The 15,786-nt window shown below is 55.7% G+C and carries 14 protein-coding genes and 1 pseudogene; 4 read left to right on the top strand and 11 right to left on the bottom strand.

What is annotated here, in order from left to right:
• The first annotated feature begins 153 nt into the window (after positions 1 to 153).
• Positions 154 to 1,098: a fatty acid desaturase family protein gene (locus PQQ96_RS21835; RefSeq protein WP_408296395.1), complete on the top strand. Its 945-nt coding sequence runs from the start codon at positions 154 to 156 to the stop codon at positions 1,096 to 1,098.
• Entirely contained in the window at positions 1,091 to 2,440 is a 1,350-nt protein-coding gene (locus tag PQQ96_RS21830) for an SLC5/6 family protein (protein ID WP_408296393.1), read from the top strand. The genes PQQ96_RS21835 and PQQ96_RS21830 overlap by 8 nt, the downstream gene beginning before the upstream one ends.
• Here PQQ96_RS21830 and PQQ96_RS21825 read toward each other — a convergent pair.
• The 7 genes from PQQ96_RS21825 to PQQ96_RS21795 all read right to left on the bottom strand — a co-directional run bounded on the left by PQQ96_RS21825 (position 2,386) and on the right by PQQ96_RS21795 (position 9,768).
• Positions 2,386 to 3,318, bottom strand: coding sequence for an HTH-type transcriptional regulator ArgP (locus PQQ96_RS21825; protein WP_408296390.1), 933 nt, complete (start codon positions 3,316 to 3,318; stop codon positions 2,386 to 2,388). The genes PQQ96_RS21830 and PQQ96_RS21825 overlap by 55 nt on opposite strands.
• Positions 3,319 to 3,433: 115 nt before the next feature.
• On the bottom strand, positions 3,434 to 4,264 hold the full coding sequence (fghA, locus tag PQQ96_RS21820; protein WP_408296387.1) for an S-formylglutathione hydrolase: 831 nt from the start codon (positions 4,262 to 4,264) through the stop codon (positions 3,434 to 3,436).
• 52 nt (positions 4,265 to 4,316) lie between these two features.
• Positions 4,317 to 4,892 (bottom strand): S-(hydroxymethyl)glutathione synthase, encoded by a 576-nt coding sequence (gene gfa, locus PQQ96_RS21815; RefSeq protein WP_408296488.1) that lies wholly within the window; start codon positions 4,890 to 4,892, stop codon positions 4,317 to 4,319.
• Between the two features lie 72 nt (positions 4,893 to 4,964).
• Entirely contained in the window at positions 4,965 to 6,074 is a 1,110-nt protein-coding gene (locus tag PQQ96_RS21810; protein WP_408296384.1) for an S-(hydroxymethyl)glutathione dehydrogenase/class III alcohol dehydrogenase, read from the bottom strand.
• A gap of 293 nt (positions 6,075 to 6,367) precedes the next feature.
• Positions 6,368 to 6,742, bottom strand: coding sequence for a cupin domain-containing protein (locus PQQ96_RS21805; protein ID WP_408296382.1), 375 nt, complete (start codon positions 6,740 to 6,742; stop codon positions 6,368 to 6,370).
• 117 nt (positions 6,743 to 6,859) lie between these two features.
• Positions 6,860 to 7,951 (bottom strand): porin, encoded by a 1,092-nt coding sequence (locus PQQ96_RS21800; protein ID WP_408296379.1) that lies wholly within the window; start codon positions 7,949 to 7,951, stop codon positions 6,860 to 6,862.
• A 407-nt stretch (positions 7,952 to 8,358) separates the two neighbouring features.
• Complete coding sequence (locus PQQ96_RS21795) at positions 8,359 to 9,768, bottom strand: amino acid permease (protein ID WP_408296376.1); 1,410 nt, start codon at positions 9,766 to 9,768, stop codon at positions 8,359 to 8,361.
• 642 nt (positions 9,769 to 10,410) lie between these two features.
• Between PQQ96_RS21795 and PQQ96_RS21790 the strand changes: the two genes are divergently transcribed.
• Positions 10,411 to 11,547 carry a transposase gene (locus PQQ96_RS21790; RefSeq protein WP_408296373.1) on the top strand — a complete coding sequence of 379 codons (1,137 nt, stop codon included), beginning with the start codon at positions 10,411 to 10,413 and terminating at the stop codon, positions 11,545 to 11,547.
• 42 nt (positions 11,548 to 11,589) lie between these two features.
• Positions 11,590 to 11,976, top strand: a pseudogene (locus tag PQQ96_RS21785) (Lrp/AsnC family transcriptional regulator); the annotation flags it as partial.
• On the opposite strand, the gene PQQ96_RS21780 reads toward PQQ96_RS21785, so the two are convergent.
• The 4 genes from PQQ96_RS21780 to PQQ96_RS21765 all read right to left on the bottom strand — a co-directional run bounded on the left by PQQ96_RS21780 (position 11,943) and on the right by PQQ96_RS21765 (position 15,778).
• Positions 11,943 to 12,602: a transposase gene (locus tag PQQ96_RS21780; RefSeq protein ID WP_408296370.1), complete on the bottom strand. Its 660-nt coding sequence runs from the start codon at positions 12,600 to 12,602 to the stop codon at positions 11,943 to 11,945. The pseudogene PQQ96_RS21785 and the gene PQQ96_RS21780 sit on opposite strands and share 34 nt — an antisense overlap.
• A gap of 46 nt (positions 12,603 to 12,648) precedes the next feature.
• Positions 12,649 to 13,107, bottom strand: coding sequence for a helix-turn-helix domain-containing protein (locus tag PQQ96_RS21775; protein WP_408296367.1), 459 nt, complete (start codon positions 13,105 to 13,107; stop codon positions 12,649 to 12,651).
• Between the two features lie 36 nt (positions 13,108 to 13,143).
• Entirely contained in the window at positions 13,144 to 13,566 is a 423-nt protein-coding gene (locus PQQ96_RS21770; RefSeq protein ID WP_408296364.1) for a hypothetical protein, read from the bottom strand.
• A 553-nt stretch (positions 13,567 to 14,119) separates the two neighbouring features.
• Entirely contained in the window at positions 14,120 to 15,778 is a 1,659-nt protein-coding gene (locus PQQ96_RS21765) for a hydantoinase B/oxoprolinase family protein (protein ID WP_408296361.1), read from the bottom strand.
• Positions 15,779 to 15,786 lie beyond the last annotated feature (8 nt).

Genomic DNA, 15,786 nt, shown 5'->3' with positions numbered 1-15,786 from the left:
AGCTTGTCTCCGCATTTAAAAAAAATTGACGCCATCTGAAAATACTAACCAACTTCTTTTGGAACAACCGGGATCCTAAGATCAGGCCATTGATCCGATAAACGCAAGCGTCCAAACCATCTGGGGGAATCATGTTATTCGAGAGGCCCCATCATGAGTTTCCCCGCATCATCATCCGTCATTGCAGATCAGACCGCAATGCATGCCGCCATCGCCCTGGTTGATCCAGGCTGGCAGATACCTCATCCTCGCACGCTGCGATCGCTATTCGACATCGTGTTCGATTGGACAATCATATATGTCGCTGCATGGGCCGAGTATCGGATCGGCGCATGCATCATGGTGCTCACCATTTTCATCATCGGCAACAGGCAACGGGCACTGGGCAATTTGCTACATGATGCCAGCCATCAAAACCTGAGCGCCCGGCGCAACCTCAATGACCTGATAGGTCAATTCCTGCTCGCTCCCACACTCCTCGCGAACTTCGCGGTCTATCGCGTTCAGCATGCCCGACACCACGCCTGGCTCGGCGATCCAGTTCGCGATCCCGACTATCTCCCGCGCGTCCCGCATGACCTCCGTCACTGGCTCCAAGTTTACGCTCGTATGGTTGGTAACTCCTCGATGTGGGTGGGCTCACTGCTCGGGCACCTCGCGGGAAAACGGCTTTCCCTCGCCCGGCGATTCACGATCATTCTGTGGTGGACCGCTCACGAGTCCGTGCTATGCCTGTTCTTCGGCAGACACTTTGCCCTTTTATTCCTCGTAATATGGATAACCGCGAAGGCGACTGTTTTTCACGCCATCACGACCTTCCGGGAGATGAATGATCACTACGGTCTGGAGTCGGGTGGGATCTTTCAACACACCCGCGAGACTCCCGATCTTGGGGTCCTGTCGGTCTTGATTCACCCCCATCACAACGGCTACCACCTAACGCATCACCTCTTCCCGCACATTCCGTACTCCCACCTGCCACGCGCTCACGCAATCCTCAAGCAAATCGCCGCATTCAATCAACGCGCAATTGTCTGCGATAAGTACCTGAGTGGAGCACATGCCAGCATAAGTGGCTGGGGAGCAGTTCATGTCTGAACGCACATTGAATGCGGGACAGGTAGCGAGCTTGCTGGTCTCCACGAGTTGCGGTATTGGCTTTCTACTCGGCACGGGGGAACTCGCCCTGCACCAGGGAATGGCGGCCTGTCTATACGCAATCGCCAGCGCCTTGGGTCTCATCGCGCTCGCCGCATGTGCCCGCGCCCTGTCGATTGGACGGCAATCCCCCTGGGCCAGCTTTGAACAACTCTATGGCGCCTCGGTAAGCCGCAGCGTGGCGCTTCTGTCACTCATCTGGATGACGGGTGTGCTCGCTACACAGATTCGAGGAGGATACGCAATTCTGACGCTGGCAGGCTTGAGACCGACGCTCGCACTCCTTCTGATAGACGGTATTCTGATCGGGCTCTCGCTGATGCGACTCTCGTGGCTCGCTGCAGGATTCGCGATCTGCATGCTTGCGTGCAATGTCGTGCTCGTCCGCACCCTATTCGAAATGAATGGGTTCGCCGTTTGGCTAAATGCGCCTATAGAGTTCCTAGATGGGCTTCGCACAATGCCACCGGTACATACGGCACTCACGGTCATCTCGGTCGTAGTGATGGTCGTATGCGGAGCGGATTATCAGCAATTCGTGGTCGCAGCCCGAGCTACTGCGACCGCCCGCGCTGGTTGTCTACTGGCTGCAGCGCTCGTATTCGTTATCGGATTTCTACCCGCCTCCGCTGTAATCGCGGCTGCCCCGGTCTGGCATCTCGAGCACTTGATGGATCCCATACAGATCGTTCCCATTGTACTGATGCGCACATTTTCGAGTGACGCAGTGAGTTCAACGGGCGGTTTCATTGTCGCGATGCTAGGCCTGACTGCACTTGGCGCCGGATGCTCGATTCTGCGAGCAATGGCTGATGCCGCGACCACGCTCGGCCAACCTTCCTCGACAGCGCCAATCTGGTCCCGCGTTCTACCGGTCACACTGGGTTCCCTCGTCGCCACCCGGGAACAGAGCCTCGTCGACATGATGATCGACCTCAATACGGTCTACATCTCCTCGGTGGGCCCTCTCCTACTATTTAGCTTGACGCGTACATCCGTCTCTCATACTACCGCCAAAGCAACAGTCGCGGCCGGCTTCGGCATCACCATGGTCTGCTACCTGATACGATGGACAGGAGCGACACTCATACCCGACGCGACTTCCCTTCTTGTTCCGCTTACGCTATCGCTCGTCGTTACTTTAGGAGTTCGGCGGAACAACGCTATTTCAGTGAGCAAATCCAACCCGGTTTGCGATCCTCATCAAACGACGACTCCTCTTGGTACTCAGTCACCGTCGATGCCGACGCCTAGCTTATCAGGTGACGCTGACGACAGTTGAGTCAATGTCTCACGGGCGTGACGCATTACCAGATCGCTGATCGCCTGTGCGTTTGGCGGCGCCTTCTCCCAATGGTGCCAGTAGAGACTCACCGTAATGCTGTTATGTGGTGCCAGAGAGATCAGGTCGCCGGAATTGATCAGCGGCTGAACCTGTATGGATGGAACCAGACCGTATCCGACCCCTGCCCGAATCGCCATTAGCAACGCCACCGGCGACGGGAAAAAGTGCGTGGAATAGCCGCTTACGGGAAAACCGACCAGGCGTTCAAGGAACGCTGTATGCAACCCGTCCTTGCGATTGAAAAGCACAGCGGGCGCGGCCAGGATATCGTGCAGCGTAAGTCCCTGGGGAAAGTACGCACCAGCAAATTCCGGGTCAGCGACACATTCATATTCCATGGCGCCAATGGGTTCCGCTACAAAACCTGTTGGCGCGTTGCTCGCAGTCGAAACGCAGCCCATTGCCTCACCGCGCGTCAATACAGGCAAAGTATAGTCTTGATCATCTACGATTAATTCGAGCGTGAAATTCCCTTTCGCGATAGTACACGCCACCGCCTCGAACCAGGTCGCCAACGAATCTGCATTGACAGCGATCGCAATCCTCGCCCTACCTTTCTCCTCTGGTTTGATTCTCTGGAGCGTGTCTGCCTCAAGAAGCTTGAGGGCCTGGATATGCCGAAGCAGCGCTTCCCCGGCAGGTGTCGGCGCAATGCCATCACGTATCAGCAGTGGGGTTCCAAGAGCTCCCTCCAGTGCGATGATTCGCTGCGACACAGCACCCCGAGTCACATTCAATACTCGGGCCGCCCGGCCGAAATGACCTGTCTCAACGACTACGGAAAATGTCTCGAGTTGATCCCTGTCAAAACTCATATAGAATATCTATCGGGGAAAATGGCACTGTCAGGTTAGTGGATACAGGCTGAATCGTGCTGATGGTGTTTTCGCGCAGCTGTAGGGGCACGTCTTAGAGGCGAGTTAAGCGTGACTATCCGAGGAGTGCACTGGCATGAAACGCCATGTGATCGCCGATGAAACTCCCGATGAAGTAATAGCTGTGATCGTAGCCACGGCGGAGCCGAACTGTAAGAGGGTGTCCTGCTGCCTTGCACGACTCTTCTAAAAGGTGTGGTCTGAGTTGCGTTTCCAGAAACTCATCTTCATTTCCTTGATCTATCAGGATCGGCAGCTTTTCTTCGGCTGATCTGACTAATTTGCACGCATCATATCGGCTCCACGCTTGACGGTCTTGCCCTAGATAGGCCTCGAACGCTTTTCTACCCCACGGCACCTCGGAAGGCGCAACGATTGGCGAGAATGCCGACACGCTGCGGTAATGACCCGGATTTCGCAGTGCCAATACAAGTGCGCCGTGGCCACCCATTGAGTGCCCACTGATCGACCGTGCGTCTGTAACAGGGAAGTTTGCTTCGATCAGAGTGGGTAGCTCGCTGACGATATAGTCGTACATCCGGTAATGGGACGCCCAAGGCTGCCTCGTCGCATTGACATAGAAGCCGGCGCCTTTGCCGAGGTCATAAGCCGCGTCGTCGGCGACACCGTCACCGCGCGGACTTGTATCCGGCGCCACGATTATCAAGCCGTGTTCCGCTGCATACCGCTGCGCGCCAGCCTTCGTGATGAAGTTCTGCTCGGTGCAGGTTAAACCGGAAAGCCAGTACAGGGCCGGCAGCTTCGTCTTCTGCGTCTGTGCAGGCAGAAAAATGGAGAAGTTCATGGCGCAGCCGAGCGATTCTGACTGGTGCCGGTAGACGTCCTGCCGGCCGTCGAAACAGGCGTGGTGTTCGATCCGTTCCATTGCAATTTCCAGAGAAGGGCGGCTCCGAGCTGGCGAACCGCCCAAGATTTTTTTACTGGAGAACGCCGCTGCGCTTCGCGATATGGGTTGCCATCGCATCCATCAACGGCGGGTTGAGAGAATCGTACGGTGTCAGGCCAAGCTCATTGAGCCGTGTGCGCAACCCGTCCATCTGCTCCGGTCGAGCACCTCCGCCTTCGATGACCGAAGATACGAAAGCAGCGAAGCGAGGCTCTTCCCAACCTTTTTCAGCCGACAACTCGACGTGAATGAAATCGAGACCATAGAACGGATGAGCACGGTTTTCGATACGGCCGTACATGTGCGTGTCGCATTCCTTGCAGGCATGACGCTGGATAGCGGCATTCGGATCGACAACCTGCAGCTTATCGGCGTGTTTGGTGACCTCAAGCTTGTCGCGCGGCACAACGCCGACCACTGAGAAGGGGGCGCCTCCAGGTTTCCAGCACTTCGTGCAGCCGCATGCATGGTTGTGCGCAACGTTGCTCTGCACATGCACTTCTACCTGATTGCTCTCGCATTGACAGCTCAGCGTACCTCCGGCGAAGTTCGGATCGCCTTTGCTTACGCCTGAGTCTACCGACGGGTGTATTGCCACAGTACTCATTTTTGAATCCTCCATTGTTTCCAAGAAAGTTGGCGCATCAGTGCTGCGACGTGCTGAACGCACCATCGCGTCTTAATAGCTGATCACAGTGCGAATAGACTTGCCCTCGTGCATCAGATCAAACGCTTCGTTAATATGATCGAGCGGTAACTTGTGCGTGACGAACGGAGCTAGCTGGATATCGCCGCGCATCGCGTCTTCCACCATACCCGGCAGTTGTGAGCGCCCCTTGACGCCACCGAACGCTGTGCCCTTCCAACTGCGACCGGTGACTAGTTGGAATGGGCGCGTGGATATCTCCTGACCGGCTCCAGCGACGCCGATGACGATCGACTGACCCCAACCGCGATGAGCACACTCCAACGCAGCACGCATCACATTGACATTGCCGATGCATTCAAACGAATGGTCGACGCCCCAACCAGTCATTTCGACGATCACCTGCTGGATCGGTTTTTCATGATCCTTCGGATTCACGAAGTCGGTGGCGCCGAACGCTTTCGCGAGATCGAATTTCGCAGGGTTGGCATCAATCGCGATGATCCGTCCAGCCTTGGCTTGACGCGCACCCTGGACGACCGCGAGACCGATGCCGCCAAGACCGAATACAGCGACGCTGTCGCCAGGCTGCACCTTCGCGGTGTTGTGCACAGCCCCGATGCCGGTCGTGACACCGCACCCCAGCAGGCAGACTTGCTCATGGTTAGCCGCAGGATTGACCTTTGCCAGCGAAACCTCGGCCACCACGGTGTATTCGCTGAAGGTCGAGCAACCCATGTAGTGATAGATCGGCTGGCCGTTATAGGAAAATCGCGAGGTCCCATCTGGCATCACACCTTTGCCCTGCGTGGCGCGCACGGCGACGCACAAATTCGTCTTGCCGGACTTGCAGAACAGACATTCGCCGCATTCTGCGGTGTACAGCGGAATGACGTGATCGCCGGGCTGGACCGACGTCACGCCTTCACCGACTTCCACAACGATCCCTGCGCCTTCATGACCGAGAACGCAGGGGAATAGCCCTTCCGGGTCATCGCCCGATAGCGTGAAGGCGTCCGTGTGGCATACACCTGTATGTGTGATTTTGACCAGCACTTCGCCTTTCTTCGGCGGCGCAACGTCGATCTCGACGATTTCCAGGGGCTTTCCTGGTGCGAATGCAACTGCGGCACGTGATTTCATGACAACACTCTCGATTGGTCGATGGAGACAGGCGACGTAAGCATCCGGGCGGTTCCGGAGGGGTGCGCAGCATTACCGAAAATAGGTACGCACAAGCCCAATGACGCTGTCGATTGAAGCGCCCGCACCGCCGTGCGACACCAGTCGCGTTGAAAAATTCCTCACGCAGATGGCTATCGAAGGCATAGTTTCTTCTGGTCCCGCCGCGCGACCTCATCATGCTGGAGCATGGCGAGGAATTCGGTGTAGGCGAGCTGTCCTTCGATGGTACTGTTCCCACGATGAGTCGTCCTTTACGGATCAGGGCTCGTAACCAATACCAGTGTGTCTTCGATCGCCTTCTCATAATGTTGCCCGCCTGGCGGCACGAAATAACAACCTCCCGATCTAACAAGTGCAACCGCGTCGCCTTCCCTTACGGACATTGCGCCTTGCACGACCATGACTTGCACCCAAGCTACGTGCTTGTGGGGCTTTATCTCCGTATCTTTAGGCAACTGGTAATATGCAGAGTAGATGCCCTGCTCGCCGTTCATAACGCGAGCCTCTTCCATCGGGGTACCTCTGACGTCAACGATTTTCCAATCGAGATTAGGCGGCTGAAATGTTTTGGCTTCCATTTTCTTTCTCCTTGCGATAAGGGGCTTGCTATCGGGTGGATCGCTCATACGGCACTCCAAACGCGAGCCGATACGTTATGGATTGCCACCCACCTTTGGCAATGTCCCAGCGATGTTCATATCGGGTAGTCTTGCTGGCTTGCTTATTCTCGGCACCCACCCACATCAGAATATGTTGCGAAGGCCGAGCGCGACGCCGGTCTGGTTGTTGCGACCCGGGTAGTCGGCGAGGAATGCGCCGTTGCCGCGGGTGAAGTCAACCGTGCCGTAGACCTCGGTGCGCTTGGACAGCGCGTACTCGGCGAGCACCGTGGCCGAATAGTTGATACCCACGCCGAGCGTGCCGTCGAGCGTAGCCGCATTGCGAGCGTGATCGTAGTAGCCCGCCACCGTCAACGTCAGCGGCGAAGTGACCTGCCAGCTCGAACCGACGTAGAAGCTGTCGTCAATCCGGTCCGGGCTCACAAACGCCAGCGCCGGCGCGCCTACCTGCTGCTGGGCGTGATCGGCCGTACCCGTTTCGTCCTGCGAATGCAGCCAGCCTGCGAGAACCTTCACGGCCGGGGTGAAGGCGTACACCGTGCTCACGTTGACGATGTTGAATTTCTTGCCCTCGACGTCGTTTTGCTGGAAGCCGGCGTCGGCCGACAGCGGTCCAATCGAGTACGAAGCCGTCAAGCCGTACATGCTGTTCGAGCCGACGCTGCCCGGCACACCGCCGAAGCCATAGACACCTTCGACCGTCAGGCCGGCGAAGGTGCCGCTGTACTTGACCGAACTGTTCGTGGACAGGAACGGGCCGACCGGGTTATACACGTAGCTGTCCTGCCAGAAGTCGGCGACGGTCAACGGGTCGTAGGTGTTACCCATCTGGTCGAAGAACGGAGTCTGCTGCCGGCCGACCGTCACCGTGCCGTACTGGCTGCTCGCCAGACCGACGTATGCCTGACGCTGGAACAGCTGGTTGTCGCTGTTATCGAGCTTGCCCGTCCAGAGCTGGAACTGGTTTTCCAACCGGAAGACCGCCGACAGGCCGCCGCCGAGGTCTTCAGTACCCTTCAAGCCCCACCGGCTCGGTGTTTCAACGCCTTCCCCCATCGCGACCTGGCTGTCGTTGTTCGCGTCTGCATTCGAGAGATAACGAACAGTCGTGTCGACGAGGCCATACAGCGTGACAGAACTTTGTGCGAATGTATTTTGACAAACGAGTACAGTGCCGAGCGCGCAGAATGCGGCCAGCATGGTCCGAATTTTCATTGACTTGTCTCCGGTTAGATACGTTGCGCTTGTGAATTTTTTAGTAACCAACTTCATTGCGGTACGTCCGGTTTAAGAAATTTATTCTTGCTTTGGTCGCCAATTAGATAAAGCGTTTGCGGATTCCTTCTGACTACAAGTAATTCGGTAACGAAACTCAAGACTTATGATGTCGCGTGCTCGGTACTGCATTGCATAGACCAGCAGGGGGGAGAGGTCGGCTTACGGTCATACCGGATCCTATTGAGGAAAAATATGTTAAGGCGATCGGGCAGACTAAAGTCTTCCAAGTGAGGTCAGTTGCTACAAGATTTTCATATTAACAAGGCATAACCCTTCTCCACCATCTATAATCGAGACGATTTGAAGGAGGGTGAGACGTGTTTTAAATTTTACTACATATTAAGTCATTCCGCCCTTTCGTCATAAACTATGTAGTTTTCCCGATTAATTGGCTTTCGATAGCAGACGATATATACAATAGATAAGCCCAAGATAAACGGAACGCCGCAAACCATGGTCATTTTGAACTCCCGCGTGAAGTATGTGGTCACCATTGTTCCTATCATCAGCGCGGCGCCTAGGAGAGATGTAGCCGGAAAACCCCACATTTTGAACTGGAGTGGCTTTCCGCTGTGCTGCTTGCGAAAGAACAGATGCGTAACGAATATCATTGACCAGGTAAACATTGCACCGAACATCGACACGGACATCATCAGCGTGAATGATACATCTGGATAATTTATGTAGAGCACGGTTGCTAAGGCTATCCCAATGGATGACAAAAATAATGCGGCCGTGGGCACGCCCCGTGAGCTGAGACGACCTAGACGGCGGGGCGCAAACCCCGCACGCGACAAACTGAACATCATGCGAGTAGTAATATAAAGTTGACCATTCATTGCCGACAGCGCTGCCACAAGGATTACCGCATTCATTGCCCAAGCCGCGCCAGCTAAATGCGTAGCCCCCATTACACGCACAAAGGGACTTTCATCGGTTCTAGCCACGTTCCACGGGACGATCGCGAGCATCAAAGCAAGTGTTAGTAGATAGAAAAACGCCAACCGAAACATCGTCCCTCGAAACGCCCGCGCAATGCTCTTCCGTGGATCACACGCTTCGCCGGCCGCAACCGCAATCATCTCAATACCGACATAACTAAATATCGAGACGATCACTGCCTCCCACATTCCCCATACGCCTTTAGGGAAAAATCCACCATGCGAGGAATAATTCGAGAATCCAATCCCCGAAGCCGGCGGGGCAGTGAACACCACGTAGGCACCGAGAAGGATGAACAACAAAATCGCGACGATTTTGATCATTGAGAACACATACTCGACTGCACCGAAGACCTTTACACTTACGAGGTTAACCCCAATCAGCGCAACAGAAAAACCGACTATCCAATACCATCCCGGAAGCGACGGAAACCAGTACTTCATGTATATCGCTATTGCTGTAACCTCGGTGCCAATCGCGAGGACGATTGAACACCAATAGGCATAGCGCACGAGAAAACCCGCCAGCGGGTTGATGTAGTACTCAGCGTACGCGCCAAACGATCCTGACGTCGGATGCGCTACGGTCATCTCTGCAAGACATCCCATCAAAAGCAACGCAATCAGCGCGCCGACCGCGTAGCTAAGCAACACGCTGGGCCCAGCGAAGCCGATCGCAAAAGCACTCCCCAGGAATAGTCCTGTACCAATCGCCCCACCGATTGCAATCATCGATAATTGGCCAGTAGATAGTGCACGGTGCAGTCCGTTCTCACGTTCGACGATAGCGTCGAACCCTTGCCGTCGTTTCATTGCTGTGTCTCCTAAAGGCGGTTCCGCTCGAAAAGAACCTGTTTGTAGTACGTTATCTCTTGATACCGATGATGGCGGACGCTAGACACTGGAAAGCTCGAGTCACCTTTGGAAAGCTCCTGCCAATAGCCTCCGCGAAAAAAGACCAACGCGGGAGTATCCGCGAATGAAGCAGGAAAGAAATCAAGGCGGTCAGTGCTAGCTGCTCCGTACGACAGGTTAAGCATGCGACACAGCGATGCGCGTGCACGCTTGCGTTCAGAGCGGTAGTCGGACATAAACGGTTTGTAGATGCCGCCAGGACATGAATCGGGCGAGTACTTCCGTTCGGGTGATGCGACGTCCAGTGTGCTCCATGGCATTGCCTGTCTCCGCTGCTTTTGGAATATGATACGAAACAAAAATGGCCAATCTCTCTCCAAAAATGACATTTATTTTTAATAAATAGCTAAATTTTTGCAGATAAATTAATTTTTATGAGAAAATTTACTCCATCGAATCTTGAGTGAGCGGGTAAATTGTCGGGTCAAATGCGGGCGCAAGCCCAGCGAAGCGAACACTTGACGCGTGTGGGGGAAACATGCTCAGGCGGGGCGACTCGCGGTATTCCGCCGCGACCCGCCCCGCGAGACGAAGCAACCTATGACGAACCTAACCCAGCTGTTTGAAGCCGCCCTCGGAATCAAGGCGCCGTGGTATGTGCAAGGTGTCGATTTCGGTGCGGAACTGACGATTGCCGTGGACTTTGCCGCGGGCAGCCGCTTTGCCTACCCCGGCGTAGCGGGCGTACACGCGGTGCACGACACGGGCATCAAACGGCTGCGCCGCTTGAATTTCTTCCGGTTCGACTGTTATCTGGAGGTGCGCGTGCCGCGTATCCACTTGCCGGACAGCTCGGCGCGGCTCGTGGAGCCTGACTGGATGGGCAAGCTGGATGGCTTTACGCTGCTGTTTGAAGCGCTCGTGCTGATGCGGTGTCGGGAGATGACATTCGAGGCGGTGGCTCGTCTGGTGGAGCTGTTGTGGTATCGCGTGAAGGCCATCTGTGAGCGTTACGTGGACATGGCCGTGTCCGCGACTGACTTGTCCGAAGGCACTGCGGTAGTCATTGACGAACCCTCGTGCCGACGTGCCTACGACTATGTCTCGCTGGTCGCCGACATGGACCGCAGGCGCGTGATGTTCGTCACGCCCGACAAGGATGCAGGCGTTGTAGAACGCTTTGCCGATCACCTGGTGGAACACAACGCAAGGCCCGCGCAGATTAAATCGGTCAGCATCGACATGTCGCCCGCCTTCATCAATGGCGTGGACGAGCATCTGCCCGATGCGCGCGCGACGTTCGACAAGTTTCATGTGGTTGCGCACGCGTCCAAAGCGCTTGATGGTGTGCACCGCGGGCAGCAGAAGACCGATCTCGAGGCGCTGATCCGCCAGTACAGTACGAATCGCACGGCCCGTGCCTGGATGTACCGCGAACGGCTGCGCGAGATTCTCAATCGCAAGCAGATCCACGTGCCCCAGTGGTATACCGGAGTCATGCGTTCCAAGGTCGAACCAATGAAGAATGTCGCACGCGTGATCCTTCGTCATTTCGACGGCGTCGTCGCCTGGACCCAGACGCGCCAGACCAATGTCTTCATTGAAATCATCAACGGCCTGTTTCAAGCTGCCAAGCGCAAGGCGCGGGGACGCGCCAGCTTCAAAACCATGCGAACCGTGCCGTTCCTCATCGCCCGCAAGCTCGACTTCCCAGCCTTCACGCCACACACCTCATAGACCGCATTACCCACACCACTTTTGAAATAGCCAGAGAATTTAATGGAATCTCTTACTGCGATTGACCGGACGCTACTCGATGCCATACAGCGCGATGGCAGGCTAACCAGCACAGAACTAGGAGAGCTGGTCAACATGTCTCATTCGCCCGTCTGGAGGCGTTTAAAAAAGTTCGAGGAGGATGGCGTTATCGCCGGATATGCAGCACACCTTAACCGGCATAAGCTGGGTCTTAAGACACTGGCTTTCGTATCAATAGTGCTCGACCGCCATGACGAAGACACAGCGGTCCGATTTACCGATGAAGTGCGTTTGATACCAGAAGTCGTGATGTGTCACGGCGTCTCTGGGCCCGAAGACTGTGTAATGATCGTTATAGCTCGTGACCTAGAGCACTATGCGAACATTTTGACCCAGCGGATTCGGAAACTGCCAGGTATCGCAGGCTTGCGCACGAGTTTTTCACTGATGCAGATAAAGGACGACGCATCATTCATCATCGATCTAACACAAGGCAGTCCGTAAGCGATCCAATGTCCGCCATCTGGATTGGCCGTTGCCGGACGATATTCGCGAGTGCATTCTTGGCACTCTATGGACAGCGTGTGCGCATACGCCATGAATTCGCCCAGTTCGACTGGTAGACGTCGCAAGTGATATTTGGCATGCTTCCAGACGATTTCGATCAGATTGAGCTCGGGGCTGTACGGCGGCAGGTAGAACAGGACCATACGATGTTCGAGAAGCCACCGGTCGAGGATTTCTTGGTCGATGTTGTGATGGATCCTTGCGTTGTCGAGAACCACCACCGTCGTCAGGCTAGGTGTGCTTTCCCGGGTGATCTGATCGAGGAATTGCACAACATCGTGCCGTTTGATTGTGGTTTTGCTGGTGTGAAGCGTCAGCAGATTGGCGCCGAAATCCAGTGCACCGAGGACCGAGCGACTGCAGTGCGATAGCGGGAAGACACGGTGTGGCTTGCCGGTGGGCGACCAGCCCCACTGCACCGGGGGCGAAGCACTGAACCCGGATTGATCGAAATAGATAACTGACACGCGCCGTCGAGTGCAGCCTGCCGTAGTTTCACGAGGGTGTCGGCCTTCACGGCGAACTCCTCGGGGTCACGTTTTTTTTCAACGAGTAACGGCCGCGCTTATAGGAAAACCCCGCGCGTTTAAGTGCGACCGATAGCACCTCCAGACGACAGGGAAACGGCATCTCATGAACTTCTTCGACACGTTGCGCAATCTGTTTGAGCGTCATCAATTCGGCGCTTGCAGCCTCGATAGCCGTGGCGATCATGACCTCGGACAGCGACCGGGGGCGGCCGCCCTTATGGCCAACCAGAAGACCGCACAACCCGTCGTGCCACGCGCGGATCCAGTTGTATACGGACTTGTCGCTTACTTCGAGCTCAAGCGCAGTGCCATGTACCCGTCGGCCGCCGTCGAGCAGCAGCAGCGCCAGTTCGCGGGTACGGAAGTCCTGATGAGGATGCTTGCGCGACAGTTGTTGCAAGGTCTTTTTCTCCGGCTCACTCAGTTCACCAAGGTATTTCATCGGCAGCTCATCCGGTTCGGTTACCCATCAGACTCGCTATCGTGAAATTCGTTTACTCCGAACATTTATGTCCGCAAAAGTGACACTCAGGCCGCCTCGCAGTTTCTCCATTTGCCCGTTACCCACATCAGTCGAATTTAAATTTGCCGATGCATAGGTCAGTTCAACCGGATTAACGGCGACGCCAATTCTTCCAATCTGGACGTAGTTCGCGACGCTAAAGCCATAGGAATACTGGTTAGCCCCGGCTCCGAAGCCTGCGCTCTTGCTACTGCCATTGGGGAAGTTCACAGTAAGCGCCGGATCTGTCCAAAATGTTTTGTATCCAAGCGGCCCCACAGGTTGATCGGGCACGACAACGTTGTAATAGTACGCCACCCCAACCTCTGGATAGGAAACGCCAAAGCCACTCGCCCCTGAAATACCGTTAGTGTTGTGATAGCCGGTAAATGTTCCCATCCAGAATTCTAGCTGGTCCGATGTGTACCTATGAATCCTGTCTTGGTAAAGTATGCAGGGTTCGAGAATGTCGATATCGAATTCGAGTTTGGTCCGGTGTGAGTGAAAATTGGAAAGGTCTCGAGGGACCACCCAGGCGCGCCGCCCTGGTTAACGCCGATATACGCGTCCGCGTGTGCATGCAGGGGCGCCAAAATCAGCGTCAGCGCTCAAACGGTCGCGGTCATTCTAAAATTAATACGATACGCCACAGCACAGTCCCCTTCTATTTAATAGGTTATCCTAAGTTATTGGGATGGTAATGAAGCTCGAAATATTGCCTACAGATCCTGAAGAACTTCACGCCTGAAAGCGATCTGAGATCGCCTGTTTTCAGTTCGCGCGGGGGGCTACTGACTATCGTTCACGACCACGCCTTCTCGTTCTTCGACGAATTTAGGCGCGCCTGACCTCGTGACTCAAAACTCGTTGTCTTCGACCTGCACCTCATCCCTGAGGGGCATTCCGTCGAATTTCAGGTATTAAGATTGCTTGCGCAAAAAGTTCGAACGCGTCAGATCCGGACACCGTAGATTTTGTCTGCTAGTTCCGCGCTGAGATACCCGTTACGCACGTCTTCAATTACCGCTTCACGCCCGCGTTCGCTCGGGTCGCCGTAACCACCGCCCGATCCCGTCCGCACCCGAATCACGTCGCCTTGCTTGAGCATCAAACCGCTGACCATGGAATGGCGCTCGCTATGACCATCAGCGCGAACCACTTCTACATAGTTCGCGGAACCGTCCCGCCCTCCCTCGAGGCCCCATGGCAGAATCTTTGACCGCGTATAGCCGCAGGTCAGGAAGGTGCCGTCCGAGCGAACTCGATAATCGAGGCGAATACCCCGCCCACCGCGATGCTTACCATGTCCGCCCGGCTCGTCGTTTAGTTCCATCCGGTCGACGAACAGACCATAGCGCGCCTCGCAAACTTCGACGGGGCAGTTGTACGTCTCGCCGTTCAAGCCCGAATAGACCGCGCTGTTGCCGTCGCGCTCGCGCTCCGCACCCCAACCGCCATTTTCAGGCTCGACAAGCGTGAACATCCGGCCGGTATCGGGATTCACACCGCCGATGATCGTCACGCAAACTGACCCAAAATTACCGGCGGGCATGCGATCCGGCAGATGCAACGCAAGGCACCGCAAAATGAGATCGTGAACGCGAATCAGATTTTCGAAATAGAACCCCTCGGCCGCCGGACTCCGCGCATCGAACAGGGTACCGGGGCTGGTCAGTACCTTCAACGGACGAAACGTGCCTCCGTTCGTGGCAGCCTGAGGCGCAGTCACGGCCTTGAATGCCGCCTGCGCGGCGACTACCGTCCCATCGCGACTCAGATTGGTCGGCCCTGTTGCCTGGGCCGGGTTATCGCGCAAATCGACGATCATCTCGGCCTCCGTGATTTCCACCGAGACCTTGAATACCTGTCCGTCGTCCTGAGGCTCCTCCATCGTGAAACGGCCGCGCGGCGTCCCCTCAAGCGCCTTAAGGGATACCTTCTCCCCGTGGTCCATAAAATCTTCGAGAGCCTGCAGAAAGAACTCCGTGCCGTATTTGCCTGTCAGTTCAACGAGACGACTCGCCCCGCTCCGTACCGCGGCGATGCCCGCCCACAAGTCGCCTTCCATAAAATCTGGCATGCGGGTGTTGGCGCGTAGAATCTGCATAACGGAGCGAATCGGCTGCCCCTTTGAAATCAACTTAACAGACGCGAGTCGCAGTCCTTCCTGGAATATGTCCGTTGCGTCTGTGGAAAGCGAGCCCGGTACCATGCCGCCCACATCGTTCCAGTGAGCGATGTTGGCCGTCCACGCGACGATCTGCCCATCCGCGAAAACAGGCATCGCGAGTACCACATCGTTCAGATGCGTTACCCCGCCACTATGCGGGTCATTGGTGATAAAAATATCACCTGGTTCAATTGCGCCCGGTTCAGAATGGTCCTCCCGGATCCGCTTGACCGCCTTGTCCAGGACGCCGATCAATGCCGGGAGACCGGAACCTGAGCTCGCTATTTCTCCTCGTGCGTCAGTGACCCCGGTCCCCATATCGAGAACTTCGTAGATGATGGGACTCATCGCGGTCTTGCGCATGGCAGCAAACATCTCGTCGGCGATTGCCTGAAGAGAATTCTGGATGATCTCAAGCGTGAAAATGTCAATCTGGCTCATTACGGGTC

The sequence above is a fragment of the Paraburkholderia sediminicola genome (assembly GCF_046027825.1).
Lineage (GTDB): Bacteria > Pseudomonadota > Gammaproteobacteria > Burkholderiales > Burkholderiaceae > Paraburkholderia > Paraburkholderia sediminicola_D.
The sequence above is the reverse complement of the archived record's forward strand: the minus strand, read 5'-3'. Positions and strand labels throughout refer to the sequence as shown.